This window comes from Aeromonas sp. 6P (assembly GCF_051919525.1).
Lineage (GTDB): Bacteria > Pseudomonadota > Gammaproteobacteria > Enterobacterales > Aeromonadaceae > Aeromonas > Aeromonas veronii.
The window spans coordinates 4309325-4325000 of sequence record NZ_JBQBEO010000002.1; the positions used below are offsets into that span (position 1 = coordinate 4309325).

Here is a 15676-nt window from a genome sequence, read left to right on the forward strand (position 1 = left end):
CTTGTGGCTAGCAGGCGGGTAAACCGCTGAATCATGAGGGGCGCCGCAGATTTGACGCGCCGCCTCACCTATCCGGAAAACGCAGACAGAAAAAAGCCGGTGCAGTTGCACCGGCCAAAAGGCATTGGAAAACTTGACTCTTCAGGGCATTACCAGTTTTTGCCGAGACGGGCATCCACACTGAAAGCCCCTGCTCCGGCCGCCGCCAGCGCCAGGAAACCCCCGGCCACCGAGACGTTCTTCATAAACATCAGCATCTGCATCTGTTCTGCAGGCTGATAATGGAAAATAAAGGCAGCCATCAGGGTGAAACCGGCCAGCAGCACGGAGAGGCTGCGGGTAAAGAGACCGAGCACGACGGCAAGGCCACCACCCAGCTCAAGCAGGATCACCAGCGGCAACATAAAGCCCGGCACGCCCATCGCTTCCATATAGCCCTGGGTACCGGCATACCCGCCGATCTTGCTCCAGCCCGCCATTACGAACATCAGCGCCAGCAGTACACGACCCGCCAGCAGCGCTACATCTTTCATCTTGTCCATTTCATCTTCCTCGTTTGTGTCACATCACCGCTGACTGCTTCAGGGTAGGTCAAATAACAGAGCTTGGCTGGCACTGGTCGCAACCAGCTCCCACCGGTATTCATCACGACTGAGTACCCCGTCGCCGGGTCGGGCAGCCAGACCGTTGGCGGTCAACTCCCCTGAAATCATCTGCAGGTAACCGTGTCGGCCAGCCAGTGCCCATTCGAGCGTCTCGCCCGGGGCCAGTTCCAGCCGCCATACGCGGGCCTGTTGGCGGATCCGCAGCGATCCATCCTCGCCATCCGGTGACGCCACCAGCGTCATGCCCGGTCTGGACTCGATCTTCTTCTGCTGATACCCGGGTGGCGTGCCGAACTCGTTCGGCTCGATCCAGATCTGCAACAGGGAGAGAGGATCCGTCTGCGAGGGGTTGTACTCGCTGTGGCGGATCCCGCTGCCTGCGCTCATCAGCTGGAAATCCCCTGCCGGGATCTGCTCGGCATGGCCGAGGCTGTCCTTGTGCTCTATGGTGCCTTGCAGCACGCAGGTGAGGATCTCCATATTGGCGTGAGGGTGGGTGGCGAATCCGCCACCCGGCGCAACCAGATCCTGATTGATCACCCGCAGTACCGAGTGCCCCATCCACTCCGGGTCATAGTAGTGACCGAAGGAGAAACTGTGGCGCGCGTCCAGCCAGCCAAAATTGGCCTTGCCCCGCGCTTCTGCGGCTCTCAATTGCATCATGGTCTGCTCCTCACCTACCGGGACGGTTGATTAACGCTGTTTGCCGCTACCGATACCGAACGGAATACGGTATTCGCTGCTCTGGTCAGCCAGGCTGACGGTCAGGTTGCCCTGGGTACGGCTCGGGATCCGCACCTGCTGGGTGCCAGTCAGGTTGGCGTGGACTGATGCCAGCAGATCGCCAGACTCGTCACGCACTTCCAGCATCGGATTGGCTTTGCCATCCAGTGCGGCAGTGGCGTTCCAGTTCACAAACAGCACGCCGGGCATGGCATTGAAGTCAGCCGGTACGGAAGCTTGGGCGAAACCTGTGGTCATCAGGCCTGCAACGGCCAGCATCTTGATTACGTTTTTCATGTTCATTCACTCTCTTGTTTTATATGTCATTGCCAAGGCCTTTTCGGCCAGAATCAATGCATCCATACAAGAGGTTATTCAAATAGTGTGTTGTTCTTTCACCGACATCAGACAGACCGATTTGGTGTGTCACAGTGCGGAACTACCCGCATATTTGGCCGCTCGACGTTCCTGCCTAAGCGTTGATTGAATATTAAAGTGACATGACCTAACTTGTTAGCGAGATAAACTGGCAAACATATTCAAAAAAATTGAAGGTGAGGAATGGCCAAGGAATCGAACAAGGAACGGGCGCTGACCCTGGAGGCAATCCGGGTGCTGGATGCCATCGACCGCCGCGGTAGCTTTGCGGCGGCGGCCGACGAGCTGGGCAAGGTGCCCTCGGCATTGAGCTATACGGTGCAGAAGCTGGAAGACGAACTGGATGCAATGCTGTTTGACCGCAGTGGCCACCGCACCAAGTTCACCCCGGCGGGACGCATGCTGCTGGAGCGCGGCCGAGTGCTGCTGGAGGCAGCCGAGCATCTGGTGGGAGAGACCCGGGCGCTGGCCCGTGGCTGGGAGACCGACATCACAGTCGCCGTCGATGCGCTGGTCCCGGTGCAGGCCCTCTACCCCTTGGTGGAGAAGCTGGCCGAGCAGACCGATACCCGACTGCGGCTGCGGGCCGAGGTGCTGGCGGGTAGCTGGGAGTGTCTGGAAGATGGTCGTGCCGACCTGCTGATCTCCTCCATCAACCCGGACATCATGATGACCGGCATCAAGCATCAGGTGATCAAGGACGAGGTGATGCTCTACGTCGCCCATCCCGATCATCCGCTGCATCAGGAGCCCGAACCCTTGGCCGACGAGACCCTGCGCCGCTACCGCGCCATCGCGGTGGCCGACACAGCCCTTCGCAAACCGGTTCTCACCTACCGCCTGCTGGACAAGCAGCCGCGCCTCACTGTCAGCACCATGACGGAGAAACGGGATGCCCTGCTGGCAGGGATCGGGGTCGGCACCATGCCACAGAGCTGGATTGAGGAGGACATCCGGGCCGGTCGGCTCAAGGTGATCAGCCCCGAGTACCGCCATCAGCTGCAGGTGGTGCTGGCCTGGCGGCGAGACACCATGGGCAAGGCCAAAAGCTGGCTGGTGCGGGAGATACCAAAACTGTTTGCGACTGGTGAGAAATGAGATCCAGTTAACAGAAATGTTAATTGCATGCCTCACTTGACGCCCAATATCTTTGCTGATTTCATAGCCGCCTCATTGAACCCATGGAAGCTGTAGAAAATGAAAAAGAGTTTGCTGGTTGCCCTCACCACCCTGCCCCTGTTTGCCAATGCCGGCCTGATGGATTCGCTGACCGACAGCGTCACCAGCAGCGTCAAGGATGCAGCTAATACCGCCGTATCCGGTGCAGTGGACAGCGCATCCAACGAAGCCATCAAGAAGGCACTGGATATCAAGGAAGGCGGCTCCAACAAGCAGGCTATTAAAGAGAAGCTGGGCGCTCCTGCCACCACCAAGACTGAATCCGGTCTGGAAGTGTGGACCTATGATCTGGATGCCCTGAACAAGGCCTCTCCGCTGCTGGCAGAAACCACCAAAACCCTGCTGAAAGATACCGACGCCGCCAAGAAAAACGTGGTCATCAAGTTCGAAGGCGAAACCGTCAAGAAAGTAGACCTGACCGACAAGGCTCAGGGCTAAGTTCGCTCGGCCGGTGGAGTGGGCTGAACACCCGTATCGGCGCAGATAGCAAGAGGGGGAGCACCGGGCTCCCCCTCTTTCATTATCGGTTTGTTACACCTTGAAGCGATGCACCAACGCCACCAGCTGGCGATTGGACTCCAGCAGGGTGGCCGAACTCTGTTCGGTATTCTGACCGTTATCCACCAGCAGATTGACCATGTCGCGGATCGTGACCATGTTGCGGTTGATCTCTTCAGTCACCCGGCTCTGCTCCTCTGCCGCAGTCGCAATCTGGGTACCCAGATCGTTTATTTGCACCACGGCATCCGCCATCTTGTCGAGCCCGCCTGTCACCTGCTCGGTATTCTCGGTCGCCACCTGACAGCTCTGCTTGGTGTGCTCCATGGCCACCACGGCTTCGGCCACCCCCTGCGTCAACCGGGAGAGCATGCTCCCCACCTCGGCAGTGCTATTCTGGGTTCTCGCCGCCAGTGCGCGCACCTCATCAGCAACCACTGCAAAACCGCGCCCCTGCTCACCGGCCCGCGCCGCCTCGATGGCCGCGTTGAGTGCCAACAGGTTGGTCTGGGCAGCAATATCGCCGATCACGCTGAGTACACTGCTGATCTGGCGAGCATCTTCCTGCATCCCCAATACCTTGGTCGCAGCAAGATCCACTTCATCGATCAGCGCCGCCACACTGGCAGAGGCCTGACCCACTACCTGACGGGACTGAATCGCCTGACCATTGGCAGACTCGGTAAAGCTGGCGGAATCGCTCGCGTGGTGCGCCACACTGTCGGCAGTGGAGCTGAGCTCGGTCAGGGCTGTCACTATCTGATCGGTCTCGGCGGCATGCTCACCGAGAATGCGTCTGGCCTGCCCCGTCTGCTGATCCAGCTGGGCCAATTCACGAGTAATCAGCTCTGTGGTCTCGGTCACCTGCAACATCATCTGCTGCAGATAGGCGATAAAGCGGTTCACCGATTGAGCGATATGGTCCAGCTCATCGTGCCCCTTGACCCGGATCCGGGCAGTCAGATCAGCATCTCCGGCCGAGAGCGCATCGATGTTCTGCTTGAGGGTGTCGAGTCGACAGCCCAGCTGCTTGATGGCCATCAACATCAGCGCAAACAGCAGCACCACTAGCGGTAGCTGGATCGCTGCCAGCGTCTTGAGCACCTCCTGACTGTCGTGGGTCAGGGTGCTGGTCGGCAGCGCCGCCGCCAACAGCCAGGGGGTTCCTTCGATGGGTTGCATCAGCAATGTCTGCTCTTCACCCAGATCCTGAAAGGTAGTGCGCTGCAACGCGGCGCCATTACCCGGCCCCAGCAGGCTAGCGATGGCGCTGGCAAAGGGATAGTCCCCGTGAGATGAGAGGTTGCCCAGCACCACATCCCCGCTCAAACGACCATTCTTGCTGAGGATCTTGCCGTCGGCCTCGACGATCATCACCTGACCACCGATCTCCTGCTCTTTTTTGGCGACCAGATCATTGAAGAAACCCAGCGTCACATCGATGGTGGACACCCCGTAAAGGGAACCGTCACGATAGATCCCCATGGCACAGTTGGTGCGCGGCTGTTGGCTGGCACCATCCTTGTAAGCCGCCGCCCAGACACACATGCCTTTCTCCGCCTGCTGCCCGGCTCTGTGCCAGGGCTGCTCGAAATAGTTGGGCGCCTCGGCCGAGTTCCAGTAGGTGTTGGGGATCAGCTTGTTGGCACCATCCCGATGAAAGAAGGTACTGAACTTGATGCGACCGGCTTCCCGCTGATCCGGCATCGGCCAGATGCCGCCACCAAACACCATGGCATTGCCATATTGATCGATCAGAGCAGGGAGAACAGCATCGATTTGCTCACTCGGCAGTTGGGCAACCAGCTGAGTGATACTGCGTGACTGGCTCTGCACCCCGTTGAGCTGATCGCGAATGTCGGTCGCAATCTCGCTGACCCGCAGCACCAGATTCTGCTCACCCGCCCGTTGCAGCTCGGGTTTGACCCATAACTGGATGCCGATTACGGTCAGCACACAGACCGCCACCATGAATCCCAGAAAAACGGCGGTATATCGCCCCTTGATTGTCCCCAGATCCCAACCCATACCCTCTCCTGTTTTCGGCCACTGCTAACTGCAGCTTGTTATATGAGCGGGCATTATCTTGCAATTCGCTCACGGCGCGTTTGCCATCGCTCACATAAGCGACAGCAAGATAAGGATTCGAGCGAAAATGGATCGATACGATCACAAAAAGGGTGGCCTCGGCCACCCTTGGGTTGATAACAGCTGGAGCTGTTACTGGTTCGCTTCGGCGAACTGCTTCATCGCTTCGGCGTGCTTGGTCATACCGGCGGCACGCTCGTTGAGCTTCTTGATGAATTCCGCCTTCTTGGCCGGATCTTCAATGCGATCATAACGTTGCTGCAGGTTGGCCTGGATCTGCTCCGGGGTCATGTTCTGCATGCGGGCCATCTTGTCGTGGCGACCACCGTGGTGTTTGCCACCCATCATGCCACCACCGTCCATCGGGCAATCCACCATGGCACCGGGCTGGCCAGTGGGGGCCGCTTCACTGGCAGCATAGGCACCCAGCGGCAAGCCAAGGAGCAGGGTAGCGGTCAGCAGGGTTTTGGTCAGCTTTTTCATGGTCTATCTCCTGTAGGGATGATTCTGGTTCGGCGCTCTTGCCTTGCCCTCAAGTAAACACCCTATCGGTGTCTGAACTTTGCCAGCATCGCCCTTTTTTGTAGCAGAGTGTGGCATCGTGCGGATCTGGCACACTTTGACACAAACCGCCGGGCGGATTTTCGTATACTCGTGCCAACGCCAAGCAGGGGAGGTATTCATGAACCAGGGCAACACCCACATTCTGGTGGTCGACGATCACAGCGAGATCCGCGATCTCTTGAAGCGCTTTCTGGAACAGCACGGCCTGCGGGTCAGTTGCGCCCGGGATGGCAAGGAGATGAAGCGACTGCTGGAGGAGCGGGAGTTCGACCTGCTGGTGCTGGATCTGATGATGCCGGGTGAAGATGGTCTGACCCTCTGCCGCGAGCTGCGGGTCAAATCGAACCTGCCCATCATCATGCTGACTGCCATGGGGGAAGAGACCGACCGCATCATCGGATTGGAGATGGGGGCCGACGACTATCTGGCAAAGCCTTTCAATCCGCGCGAGCTGCTGGCGCGCATCAAGGCGGTGATGCGCCGCACCCAGGCGGATAACCAACCCGCCGCCGAGACCCTGACCCGGGATCTGCGCTTCGATCGCTGGCTGCTCGACGTCAATCGCCGGGAGCTGGTCGATGAGGATGGGGTGGGCCTGAGCCTCTCCACCGCCGAATTCGATCTGCTCAAGGTGTTTCTGGAACGCCCGCAGCGGGTGCTGAGCCGGGATCAACTGCTGGATCTGGCCCGTGGCCGCGAGGCGGTAGCCTTCGATCGCGCCATCGATACCCTGGTGAGCCGCCTGCGCCGCAAGCTGGAGCGGGATCCCAAGAATCCGGAGCTGATCAAGACCATCTGGGGTGGCGGCTATATGTTCTCGGCCGATGTGACGCAGGTATAAGTAGTGAATGCACTGAAACGGCTATGGGCACGGATGTGGCCCAAGGGGCTGACCGGCCAGATCATTCTGGTGGCGCTGGCGGGGTTGATCCTGATCCAGCTGCTCAGTATCCAGATCTACCGCACGGATCGGGAGGAGGCGCTCGGCTTCGTCAACAGCCGCAACGCCATGCAGCGGATCATCTCTGTGGTCAGGCTGCTCTCCCTCTCCCCCCGTCCCTCTATGACGAGATCCTCAAGGCGAGCCGCAGCGAGACCCTGCTGCTGCGCCTCTCCGACGAGCCGCTGCAACCGGATAACCGCAGCCCCCGCTTCGAGCAGCTGGTGCGCTCGCGCCTCAACTATCCCCCCGGCCTCACGGTCGAGATCAGCGCCGAGCTGAAAGAGGATACTCAGCGCAGCAAGGCGTGGGAACATCATGCCCGCATGATGCGGGATCGCAAGGGCCCTCCGCCGCCGCGGGATATGCGTCTCTATGGCTCCATCGAACTGCCGCAGGGGGGCTGGCTGCAGTTCAGTTCGCTGGTCGACAAGGAGGCTGGCAGCTGGTCGTGGCAGACTACCTTCAACCTGATGCTGGTCGCCAGTCTGGTGATCGGACTGATGGTGCTGCTGTTTCGCCGTGCCACCCGCCCGCTCAAGCAGCTGGCAGGCAATGCGGAGCGGCTCGGACGGGGCGAGGATATCGAGCCCTTGAAAGAGGAGGGGCCGACCGAGATCCGCGAATCGATTCAGGCCTTCAACCGGATGCACACCCGGCTCGACCGCTTCGTGCAGGACAGAACCCGGATGCTGGCGGCCATCTCCCACGATCTGCGCACCCCCATCACCAGCCTGCGGCTGCGCACCGAGTTTCTGGCCGATGGTGAGGACAAGGAGCGCATCCAGCAGACCCTGCAACAGATGGAGCAGATGCTGGCGGCCACCCTCAGCTTTGCTCGCGAGGAGGGACAGCAGGAGGCTACCCGCGAGCTGGATCTGGTCAGCCTGCTGGTCAGCCTGTGCGATGACTATGCCGATACCGGCCAGCCGGTCACCTGTCTGGCGGAGGGCAAAGAGGTCTACGCCTGTCGGGCCAACACCCTGCGCCGAGTGCTGCAGAATCTGATCGGCAACGCCATCAAATATGCCGGCAGCGCCGAAGTGTCGCTGGAGCGGCGCAAGGAGGAGCTGTTGATCCGGGTCTGCGATAACGGGCCGGGGATCGATCCGGCGCGGCTGGAGGATGTGTTCAAGCCGTTCGTGCGGCTCGATGAAGCGCGCAACACCGAGTCCGGCAGTGTCGGGTTGGGGCTCTCCATCGCCCGCACTCTGGTCCATCAGCACGGCGGCGAGCTGACCCTGCTCAATCGGCCACAGGGGGGACTGGAGGCGCGGATCAGCCTGCCGCTGTAAGTAGTTACTCTATCCGCCAGCCTTGTCATGGCGCCATTTGCATCATGCAAACTTCATCATTTGAGCGCTTGTTCTTCGATGAGAAAGGCGGTGATAATCGATGACCACGGGACGGTATACGGCAACGGATTGGAGCAAGGATGGCCTCTTCCAAGACAGGAGTCATAGTCAGTATCGGGTGGGGGCTCCTGCTGCTCGCCCTTGCTCTGCCTGCCTGGGCCAAAGCCCCGGAAGAGCCGATCATCATTACCAACTCCAAAGCCTGGCAGCCCTTCTCCTATATCAATGAGTCGGGCCAGCCGGATGGCCTGCTGATCGATTTGTGGCGTGAATATGCCCGGGTCACCGGCCAGAAGATCGAGTTCAGGCTGGTCGACTGGCAAGGCTCCCTCGATCTGCTCCATGAGGGGAACGCGGACGTTCACGCCGGACTGCTCTGGTCAACGGAGCGGGACAAACTGTTCGACTATGGCCGGCCGCTCGCCCAGCTCGACTCCCAGCTCTTCTTCTCGAGCGAATTGCGCGGCACCGATGTCCACTACTACCTGCGCCATGAAACGGTCGGTGTGGTAGTCGGTGGCTACGAGGAGTATTACGCCAGACGCTACTTCCCCGGCACCAGACTGCAGACCTTCAATGACAATGACACCCTGCTGGCGGCGGCCTTTCGGGGTGACATAAAAGCCTTTATCGCCGATCTGCAGGTCGCCAACTTCTACATCTATACCTCGGACGATCCCACCCGCTTTATTCCGGTTCGCCACCTCTATACCGACCAGATCCGCTTTGCGGTGAAAAAGGGTGACCTTGCCCTGCTAAACCGGCTGGAAGAGGGCTTCGCCAAGCTCAAAGAGAGCGATCGGGAGCGGATCATCCGCAAATGGATGCATGTCGAAACCGTCTACCCCATCCATCTCGGTCCCTGGCTACTGCTGGCCGGGGCATTGATCATGGTGGCCTACATAGTGCAACTGCGCCGCGCCGTTGCCAGCCGTACCACCGAGTTGAGCCGCGCCAACGCCAGACTGGAGAAACAAGCCAGTACCGACCCCCTGACCGGTCTGCTCAACCGACGGGCATTCATGCCCGCCATGGAGCAACGACTGGCAAGCGGGGAGCCCTGTGCCCTGTTGCTGTTCGATGTGGATCACTTCAAGGAGACCAATGACCGCTTTGGTCATGGCATCGGGGATCTGCTGCTGGAAAAGCTGGCCACGACTGTGACCAACCTGTTGCCCAAAGAGGCTCTGCTGGCCCGCATCGGCGGCGAAGAGTTTTGCCTGCTGCTACCGCTGGCCACATTGGCAGAGACAGAAGAGTGGGCCGAGCGTATCTGCCTGGAGAGCAACCGGCAAACCCTGCACACCAGCAGCGGCGAGGTGGCCCTCTCCATCAGCACCGGGGCAGTCTGGGTCGCCGCAGAGAGAGAGGCTGATGCCGACCAGCTACTACGGCAGGCTGACGCCCTCATGTATCAGGCCAAGGGACTGGGGCGCAATACCTGGCAAGCCGCCGCCTATCAGGGATAGCCCTCTGACGGACACGCAATAAAAACGGCCGCCATCGGAAGATGGCGGCCGCATGAGTGGTTCCCTATCAGAAGTTGTAGGTCACGCCCAGGTTGTAACGGCGACCATCCAGCACAGTGCCATAGCTGCTGTAATCCACCGTCTTGTCGAAGAGGTTGTAGACCCCGGCAGTCAGATCCAGATGCTTGTTGGCCTTGTAGACCAGGCCCATGTCAAAGAAGGTGTAGGAAGGGGTCCCCTCCGCCATCTTGACCCGGCTCAGGTACTCGGAGGTCTCGCCACGGAAGTTGACCCGTGACCAGAGGCTGAGATCCTCGGTGGTTTGCCAGTCAACACTACCGTTGAGCATGTGGCGGGGCCTCTGGTTGAGGGCATGACCCGCCAGTGGACCACTCTTCTGCTCGGACTGGGTGAAGGTGTAGCTGGAGCTGACCGACCAATCCTCATTGATAGCCCAATCCATCATCCCCTCGACCCCGCGCATATTCGCCTTGTCGACGTTGACCCGATCGCTGATGAAGTCATAACTGTGACCATTGAGGGTACAGGCGGGATCGCTCTTGCTGGTGCAACGACGCACTTCGGAGATCTTGTTCTTGAAGTCGGTGTTGAACAGGGTCACTCCGGCGTTGAGCCCCTGATGACCGTTCCACAGCAGGCCGATCTCTTCACTCACGCTGGTCTCTGGTTTGAGATCAGGGTTGCCGACCAGTACGCCATCCTGACTGCGGCCGCCAGTAGCCTGGCCCCAGTTGGCCGCCGACATCCGCAAGTCAGGGGAGCGGTAGCCGGTCGAGACGCCTCCTTTCAACGTCCAGCTATCATCCAGATGCCAGACGCCGTAGAGACGAGGGCTCCAGTGAGAGCCGTAGTTCTGGTCCCGATCCATGCGGGCGCCTCCGGTCAGGGCAAAGCTGTCAGTGAGTGACCACTCATCCTCGACAAACATTGCCCAGCTCCAGCGGGTCAGCTGCTCGGCAGGGTTGGCCACTGTCAGGGCATTGCCTTGATCGTGCAGATCCTCATAACGATACTGACCACCGACACTCAAGTAATGATCCCCCAGAATAAACTGGGTATGGGTATCGGCGATGGTATTGGTAAGCTCCATCTTGCGAACGGGGTTACTGTTGGCCTCCTGCTGCAGATAGCTGCTGGAAGAGCCGAAATCATACTGACCATCATGGGTCAGCGCATAGTTGGTGCGCTCGTAGCGATAGAGGCTATCTGTCGCCTTGACATCCAGCGAATTGCCGGCCGTGCGATCCCGATCCTGCAGACTGCGACTGGCCTCCAGATCGAAGCGATTCTGCTCATCAGGCTTGAAGCTGAGCACTGCCGTGCCACTGCGAGTCTCCTGCTCGGCAAAACCCTGGGTAAATTTGTCTTCGCCACGATTAGCCAGCTGGCCATTGAAGCGCAGCCCCAACACGCCATCGATCAATGAACCTGCGGTATAGGCATCGGTCTGGAAGCTATTACCGGCATCCTTGTTCTCCTGGAAGGTCGAATCTGCGTGAACCGACCCCTGCCAGGCCAGACCGGTGGTCTTGCGGGTAATCACGTTAATCACACCACCCATGGCATCTGAACCATAACGGGATGACATGGGACCACGGACGACCTCAATGCGCTCGATCGCCTGCAGTGGCGGCAGCCAGCCCTGCTCGATACCAGCTTCATCGCTATTGGGGCGAGTACCACGACTATCCACCTTTTTGCCATCAACCAGCATCAGGGTGTATTTCGATCCCATACCGCGAATGCTGATATCACTGCTGCTGCCACCGCCAGTCACCACAACACCGGGAACATCCTTCAGGGCATCGGTCACATCGCGATAGGCCCGCTTCTCCAGCTGCTCACGGGTAATCACAGAGATGGAGGCAGCAGAGTCTTCAATCTTCTGCTGGAAGCCGGAAGCGGTGACGACCATCACCTCTTGTTTGGCTGCGTGGGCCTGGGTCGCAAGAAGGGAGCAGACCAGCAAGGCAAGCTTGTTCGGTTTCACTGTTGTCATGTTTTAGCCTGAACGTTTTTAGTAGGAAGGTGGCGTATTCCCTTACTTCATTCGTTACAACGCCTTGGCATCCGGCCAGGTGCAGCATCAAAAAAGGCTCATTTGAAAAGCACTTTATTAATCAGCCCGCATTGTAACTACCCCATCCCAACAATTCAAATAATAATCATTATCGTTCGCCTCGTATGGTATTCCTGCTGCAAAACAGCTCATTCTTGATAAGAGACTGTTTTAATGGAATAAATCTATAAACAAACAAGGGGATTACACAAACAAGAGGAAGTGATGACGTACCATTGCAAGATGGCCTGATTTAATCCTCAAGCTCTATCAGCTCGCAGCGGAACAATATGGCCAAGATGGGATGTGCTGCGATACAGAGGTGGAAACAGTAGCAAGAACGCCAACAGGGGAAGGTATTGTCATCGTGGTGGGATGTCGGCAGCTCACCAGCAGGCTAAAACATCAAAACCCGGTCGTGAGACTGGGCTTTGTGTTCGTTCTGGTATGCAAACCTGTGGGTCTTATGGACAAAATCGCCCATAGCAAAAAGGCCTTCCCATCAGGGAAGGCCTTCAAATTAGTGGCGGAGCGGACGGGACTCGAACCCGCGACCCCCGGCGTGACAGGCCGGTATTCTAACCGACTGAACTACCGCTCCGCATTCGGTTAGCTTTCGCTAAATTTTCTGCTGCTTCTTCTGAGGTGTCATCCTCGCAGCCAGTGACGTGATTCTTCACATCGCTGTTTAATTGGGTGCCTGGCAGTGTCCTACTCTCGCATGGCGAATGCCACACTACCATCGGCGCTACCGCGTTTCACTTCTGAGTTCGGCATGGGATCAGGTGGTTCCACGGCGCTATGGCCGCCAGGCAAATTCTTAATCCAGAAAGCTGACGTGAGTAACGAGGTTGCCTATTGGCTTGTCGCTATCACTGAATTAGTTAGTAGTTCGCTTGGTATTTGCTACAAGGCCCAGAACACTTCTTGGGTGTTGTATGGTTAAGCCTCACGGGTAATTAGTATGGGTTAGCTCAACACGTCGCCGCGCTTACACACCCCACCTATCAACGTTGTGGTCTCCAACGGCCCTTTAGGACCCTCAAGGGGTCAGGGATGACTCATCTCAGGGCTCGCTTCCCGCTTAGATGCTTTCAGCGGTTATCGATTCCGAACTTAGCTACCGGGCAGTGCCACTGGCGTGACAACCCGAACACCAGAGGTTCGTTCACTCCGGTCCTCTCGTACTAGGAGCAACTCCCTTCAATCATCCAACGCCCACGGCAGATAGGGACCGAACTGTCTCACGACGTTCTGAACCCAGCTCGCGTACCACTTTAAATGGCGAACAGCCATACCCTTGGGACCGACTTCAGCCCCAGGATGTGATGAGCCGACATCGAGGTGCCAAACACCGCCGTCGATATGAACTCTTGGGCGGTATCAGCCTGTTATCCCCGGAGTACCTTTTATCCGTTGAGCGATGGCCCTTCCATTCAGAACCACCGGATCACTATGACCTACTTTCGTACCTGCTCGACCTGTCCGTCTCGCAGTTAAGCTGGCTTATGCCATTGCACTAACCTCCTGATGTCCGACCAGGATTAGCCAACCTTCGTGCTCCTCCGTTACTCTTTGGGAGGAGACCGCCCCAGTCAAACTACCCACCAGGCACTGTCCGCGAGCCCGATTCAGGGCCCTGCGTTAGAACATCAAACATACAAGGGTGGTATTTCAAGGACGGCTCCAGCGCAACTGGCGTCACGCCTTCAAAGCCTCCCACCTATCCTACACATGTAGGTTCAATGTTCAGTGCCAAGCTGTAGTAAAGGTTCACGGGGTCTTTCCGTCTAGCCGCGGGTACACCGCATCTTCACGGCGAATTCGATTTCACTGAGTCTCGGGTGGAGACAGCATGGCCATGGTTACACCATTCGTGCAGGTCGGAACTTACCCGACAAGGAATTTCGCTACCTTAGGACCGTTATAGTTACGGCCGCCGTTTACCGGGGCTTCGATCAAGAGCTTCGCTTGCGCTAACCCCATCAATTAACCTTCCGGCACCGGGCAGGTGTCACACCCTATACGTCCACTTTCGTGTTTGCAGAGTGCTGTGTTTTTGATAAACAGTCCCAGCCATCTGGTCACTGCGACTCCCAACTGCTCCATCCGCAAGGGACTTCACTGTCAAGAGCGAACCTTCTCCCGAAGTTACGGTTCTATTTTGCCTAGTTCCTTCACCCGAGTTCTCTCAAGCGCCTTGGTATTCTCTACCCGACCACCTGTGTCGGTTTGGGGTACGATGACTTGTAATCTGAAGCTTAGAGGCTTTTCCTGGAAGCAGGGCATCAATGGCTTCCACACCGTAGTGTGTTCGTCTCGTGTCTCAGTGTTGTGTCTCCGGATTTGCCTAGAAACACCACCTACGCACTTTCACCAGGACAACCGTCGCCTGGCCCACCTAGCCTTCTCCGTCCCCCCATCGCAATTACAAGTCGTGCAGGAATATTAACCTGCTTCCCATCGACTACGCCTTTCGGCCTCGCCTTAGGGGTCGACTCACCCTGCCCCGATTAACGTTGGACAGGAACCCTTGGTCTTCCGGCGAGGAGGCTTTTCACCCCCTTTATCGTTACTTACGTCAGCATTCGCACTTCTGATATCTCCAGCATACCTCTCGATACACCTTCGCAGACTTACAGAACGCTCCCCTACCACTCACACATAAGTGTGAATCCGCGGCTTCGGTGCCTGGTTTGAGCCCCGTTACATCTTCCGCGCAGGCCGACTCGACTAGTGAGCTATTACGCTTTCTTTAAATGATGGCTGCTTCTAAGCCAACATCCTAGCTGTCTGAGCCTTCCCACATCGTTTCCCACTTAACCAGAACTTTGGGACCTTAGCCGGCGGTCTGGGTTGTTTCCCTCTTCACGACGGACGTTAGCACCCGCCGTGTGTCTCCCGGATATTACTTACTGGTATTCGGAGTTTGCATGGGGTTGGTAAGTCGGGATGACCCCCTAGCCCAAACAGTGCTCTACCCCCAGTAGTATTCGTCCGAGGCGCTACCTAAATAGCTTTCGGGGAGAACCAGCTATCTCCGAGTTTGATTGGCCTTTCACCCCCAGCCACAGGTCATCCCCTAACTTTGCAACGTTAGTGGGTTCGGTCCTCCAGTTGATGTTACTCAACCTTCAACCTGCCCATGGCTAGATCACCCGGTTTCGGGTCTACACCTTGCAACTAGACGCCCAGTTAAGACTCGGTTTCCCTACGGCTCCCCTATACGGTTAACCTCGCTACAAAATGTAAGTCGCTGACCCATTATACAAAAGGTACGCAGTCACCCCGAAGGGCTCCCACTGCTTGTACGTACACGGTTTCAGGTTCTATTTCACTCCCCTCACAGGGGTTCTTTTCGCCTTTCCCTCACGGTACTGGTTCACTATCGGTCAGTCAGGAGTATTTAGCCTTGGAGGATGGTCCCCCCATATTCAGACAGGATGTCACGTGTCCCGCCCTACTCGATTTCACATCAAGGTTGTTTTCGTGTACGGGGCTATCACCCTGTATCGCCGGCCTTTCCAGGACCGTTCCACTAACTTCCAAGATGCTTAAGGGCTAATCCCCGTTCGCTCGCCGCTACTGAGGGAATCTCGGTTGATTTCTTTTCCTCGGGGTACTTAGATGTTTCAGTTCTCCCGGTTCGCCTCTGTTACCTATGTATTCAGTAACAGATACCCAAGTTATCTTGGGTGGGTTTCCCCATTCGGAAATCTGTGAGTAATAACGTCTCTTACCGACTTCTCACAGCTTATCGCAGGTTAGTACGTCCTTCATCGCCTCTGACTGCCAAG

At 57.7% G+C, this 15676-nt stretch carries 10 protein-coding genes, 1 tRNA gene, 2 rRNA genes and 1 pseudogene (1 of these 14 only partly in view); 5 read left to right on the forward strand and 9 right to left on the reverse strand.

Translation table 11 applies throughout. From position 1 onward, the window contains the following. Positions 1–149 precede the first annotated feature (149 nt). From ACTG2J_RS20055 to ACTG2J_RS20065, 3 genes are read right to left on the reverse strand one after another with little or no spacing between them, the layout of a single operon-like run. Positions 150–542, reverse strand: coding sequence for a DoxX family protein (locus ACTG2J_RS20055; protein WP_005336513.1), 393 nt, complete (start codon positions 540–542; stop codon positions 150–152). 39 nt (positions 543–581) lie between these two features. Next, entirely contained in the window at positions 582–1268 is a 687-nt protein-coding gene (locus ACTG2J_RS20060) for a pirin family protein (protein ID WP_005355292.1), read from the reverse strand. A 30-nt stretch (positions 1269–1298) separates the two neighbouring features. Further along, complete coding sequence (locus ACTG2J_RS20065) at positions 1299–1631, reverse strand: hypothetical protein (RefSeq protein WP_041202176.1); 333 nt, start codon at positions 1629–1631, stop codon at positions 1299–1301. 258 nt (positions 1632–1889) lie between these two features. On the opposite strand from ACTG2J_RS20065, the gene ACTG2J_RS20070 reads away from it, so the two are divergent. Together ACTG2J_RS20070 and ACTG2J_RS20075 are read left to right on the forward strand one after the other, a co-directional pair. Beyond that, on the forward strand, positions 1890–2804 hold the full coding sequence (locus tag ACTG2J_RS20070) for a LysR family transcriptional regulator (protein ID WP_043821788.1): 915 nt from the start codon (positions 1890–1892) through the stop codon (positions 2802–2804). A gap of 99 nt (positions 2805–2903) precedes the next feature. After that, on the forward strand, positions 2904–3323 hold the full coding sequence (locus ACTG2J_RS20075) for a hypothetical protein (protein WP_236287766.1): 420 nt from the start codon (positions 2904–2906) through the stop codon (positions 3321–3323). Between the two features lie 93 nt (positions 3324–3416). On the opposite strand, the gene ACTG2J_RS20080 is transcribed toward ACTG2J_RS20075, so the two are convergent. Next, the gene (locus ACTG2J_RS20080) at positions 3417–5411 is read right to left on the reverse strand and encodes a methyl-accepting chemotaxis protein (RefSeq protein ID WP_439989185.1); all 1995 of its coding nucleotides are present in this window, start codon (positions 5409–5411) and stop codon (positions 3417–3419) included. A 192-nt stretch (positions 5412–5603) separates the two neighbouring features. Next, entirely contained in the window at positions 5604–5954 is a 351-nt protein-coding gene (locus ACTG2J_RS20085) for a hypothetical protein (protein WP_421320671.1), read from the reverse strand. A 199-nt stretch (positions 5955–6153) separates the two neighbouring features. Here ACTG2J_RS20085 and ACTG2J_RS20090 point away from each other — a divergent pair, with 199 nt between their 5' ends. The 3 genes and pseudogenes from ACTG2J_RS20090 to ACTG2J_RS20100 all read left to right on the forward strand — a co-directional run bounded on the left by ACTG2J_RS20090 (position 6154) and on the right by ACTG2J_RS20100 (position 9799). After that, a complete protein-coding gene (locus ACTG2J_RS20090; protein WP_042052907.1) occupies positions 6154–6876 on the forward strand; it encodes a response regulator in 723 nt (240 codons plus the stop codon). A 33-nt stretch (positions 6877–6909) separates the two neighbouring features. Beyond that, a pseudogene (locus ACTG2J_RS20095) lies at positions 6910–8270 on the forward strand (ATP-binding protein). Between the two features lie 140 nt (positions 8271–8410). Beyond that, a complete protein-coding gene (locus ACTG2J_RS20100; RefSeq protein WP_439989184.1) occupies positions 8411–9799 on the forward strand; it encodes a transporter substrate-binding domain-containing diguanylate cyclase in 1389 nt (462 codons plus the stop codon). A gap of 67 nt (positions 9800–9866) precedes the next feature. Here ACTG2J_RS20100 and ACTG2J_RS20105 read toward each other — a convergent pair whose 3' ends face one another. The 4 genes from ACTG2J_RS20105 to ACTG2J_RS20120 form a co-directional block, all read right to left on the reverse strand. Then, complete coding sequence (locus tag ACTG2J_RS20105) at positions 9867–11819, reverse strand: ligand-gated channel protein (RefSeq protein ID WP_439997840.1); 1953 nt, start codon at positions 11817–11819, stop codon at positions 9867–9869. A 584-nt stretch (positions 11820–12403) separates the two neighbouring features. Continuing rightward, positions 12404–12480 (reverse strand) — tRNA-Asp (locus ACTG2J_RS20110). A 97-nt stretch (positions 12481–12577) separates the two neighbouring features. Continuing rightward, positions 12578–12692: ribosomal RNA gene (rrf, locus tag ACTG2J_RS20115) — 5S ribosomal RNA — on the reverse strand. Between the two features lie 125 nt (positions 12693–12817). Then, positions 12818–15676, reverse strand: a 23S ribosomal RNA gene (locus ACTG2J_RS20120) (it continues 31 nt past the right edge of the window).

Coding starts and splice junctions, on each gene's coding strand:
- ACTG2J_RS20055 (WP_005336513.1), bottom strand. CDS start 542: ATGGACAAGATGAAAGATGTAGCGCTGCTGGCGGGTCGTGTACTGCTG.
- ACTG2J_RS20060 (WP_005355292.1), bottom strand. CDS start 1,268: ATGATGCAATTGAGAGCCGCAGAAGCGCGGGGCAAGGCCAATTTTGGC.
- ACTG2J_RS20065 (WP_041202176.1), bottom strand. CDS start 1,631: ATGAACATGAAAAACGTAATCAAGATGCTGGCCGTTGCAGGCCTGATG.
- ACTG2J_RS20070 (WP_043821788.1), top strand. CDS start 1,890: ATGGCCAAGGAATCGAACAAGGAACGGGCGCTGACCCTGGAGGCAATC.
- ACTG2J_RS20075 (WP_236287766.1), top strand. CDS start 2,904: ATGAAAAAGAGTTTGCTGGTTGCCCTCACCACCCTGCCCCTGTTTGCC.
- ACTG2J_RS20080 (WP_439989185.1), bottom strand. CDS start 5,411: ATGGGTTGGGATCTGGGGACAATCAAGGGGCGATATACCGCCGTTTTT.
- ACTG2J_RS20085 (WP_421320671.1), bottom strand. CDS start 5,954: ATGAAAAAGCTGACCAAAACCCTGCTGACCGCTACCCTGCTCCTTGGC.
- ACTG2J_RS20090 (WP_042052907.1), top strand. CDS start 6,154: ATGAACCAGGGCAACACCCACATTCTGGTGGTCGACGATCACAGCGAG.
- ACTG2J_RS20100 (WP_439989184.1), top strand. CDS start 8,411: ATGGCCTCTTCCAAGACAGGAGTCATAGTCAGTATCGGGTGGGGGCTC.
- ACTG2J_RS20105 (WP_439997840.1), bottom strand. CDS start 11,819: ATGACAACAGTGAAACCGAACAAGCTTGCCTTGCTGGTCTGCTCCCTT.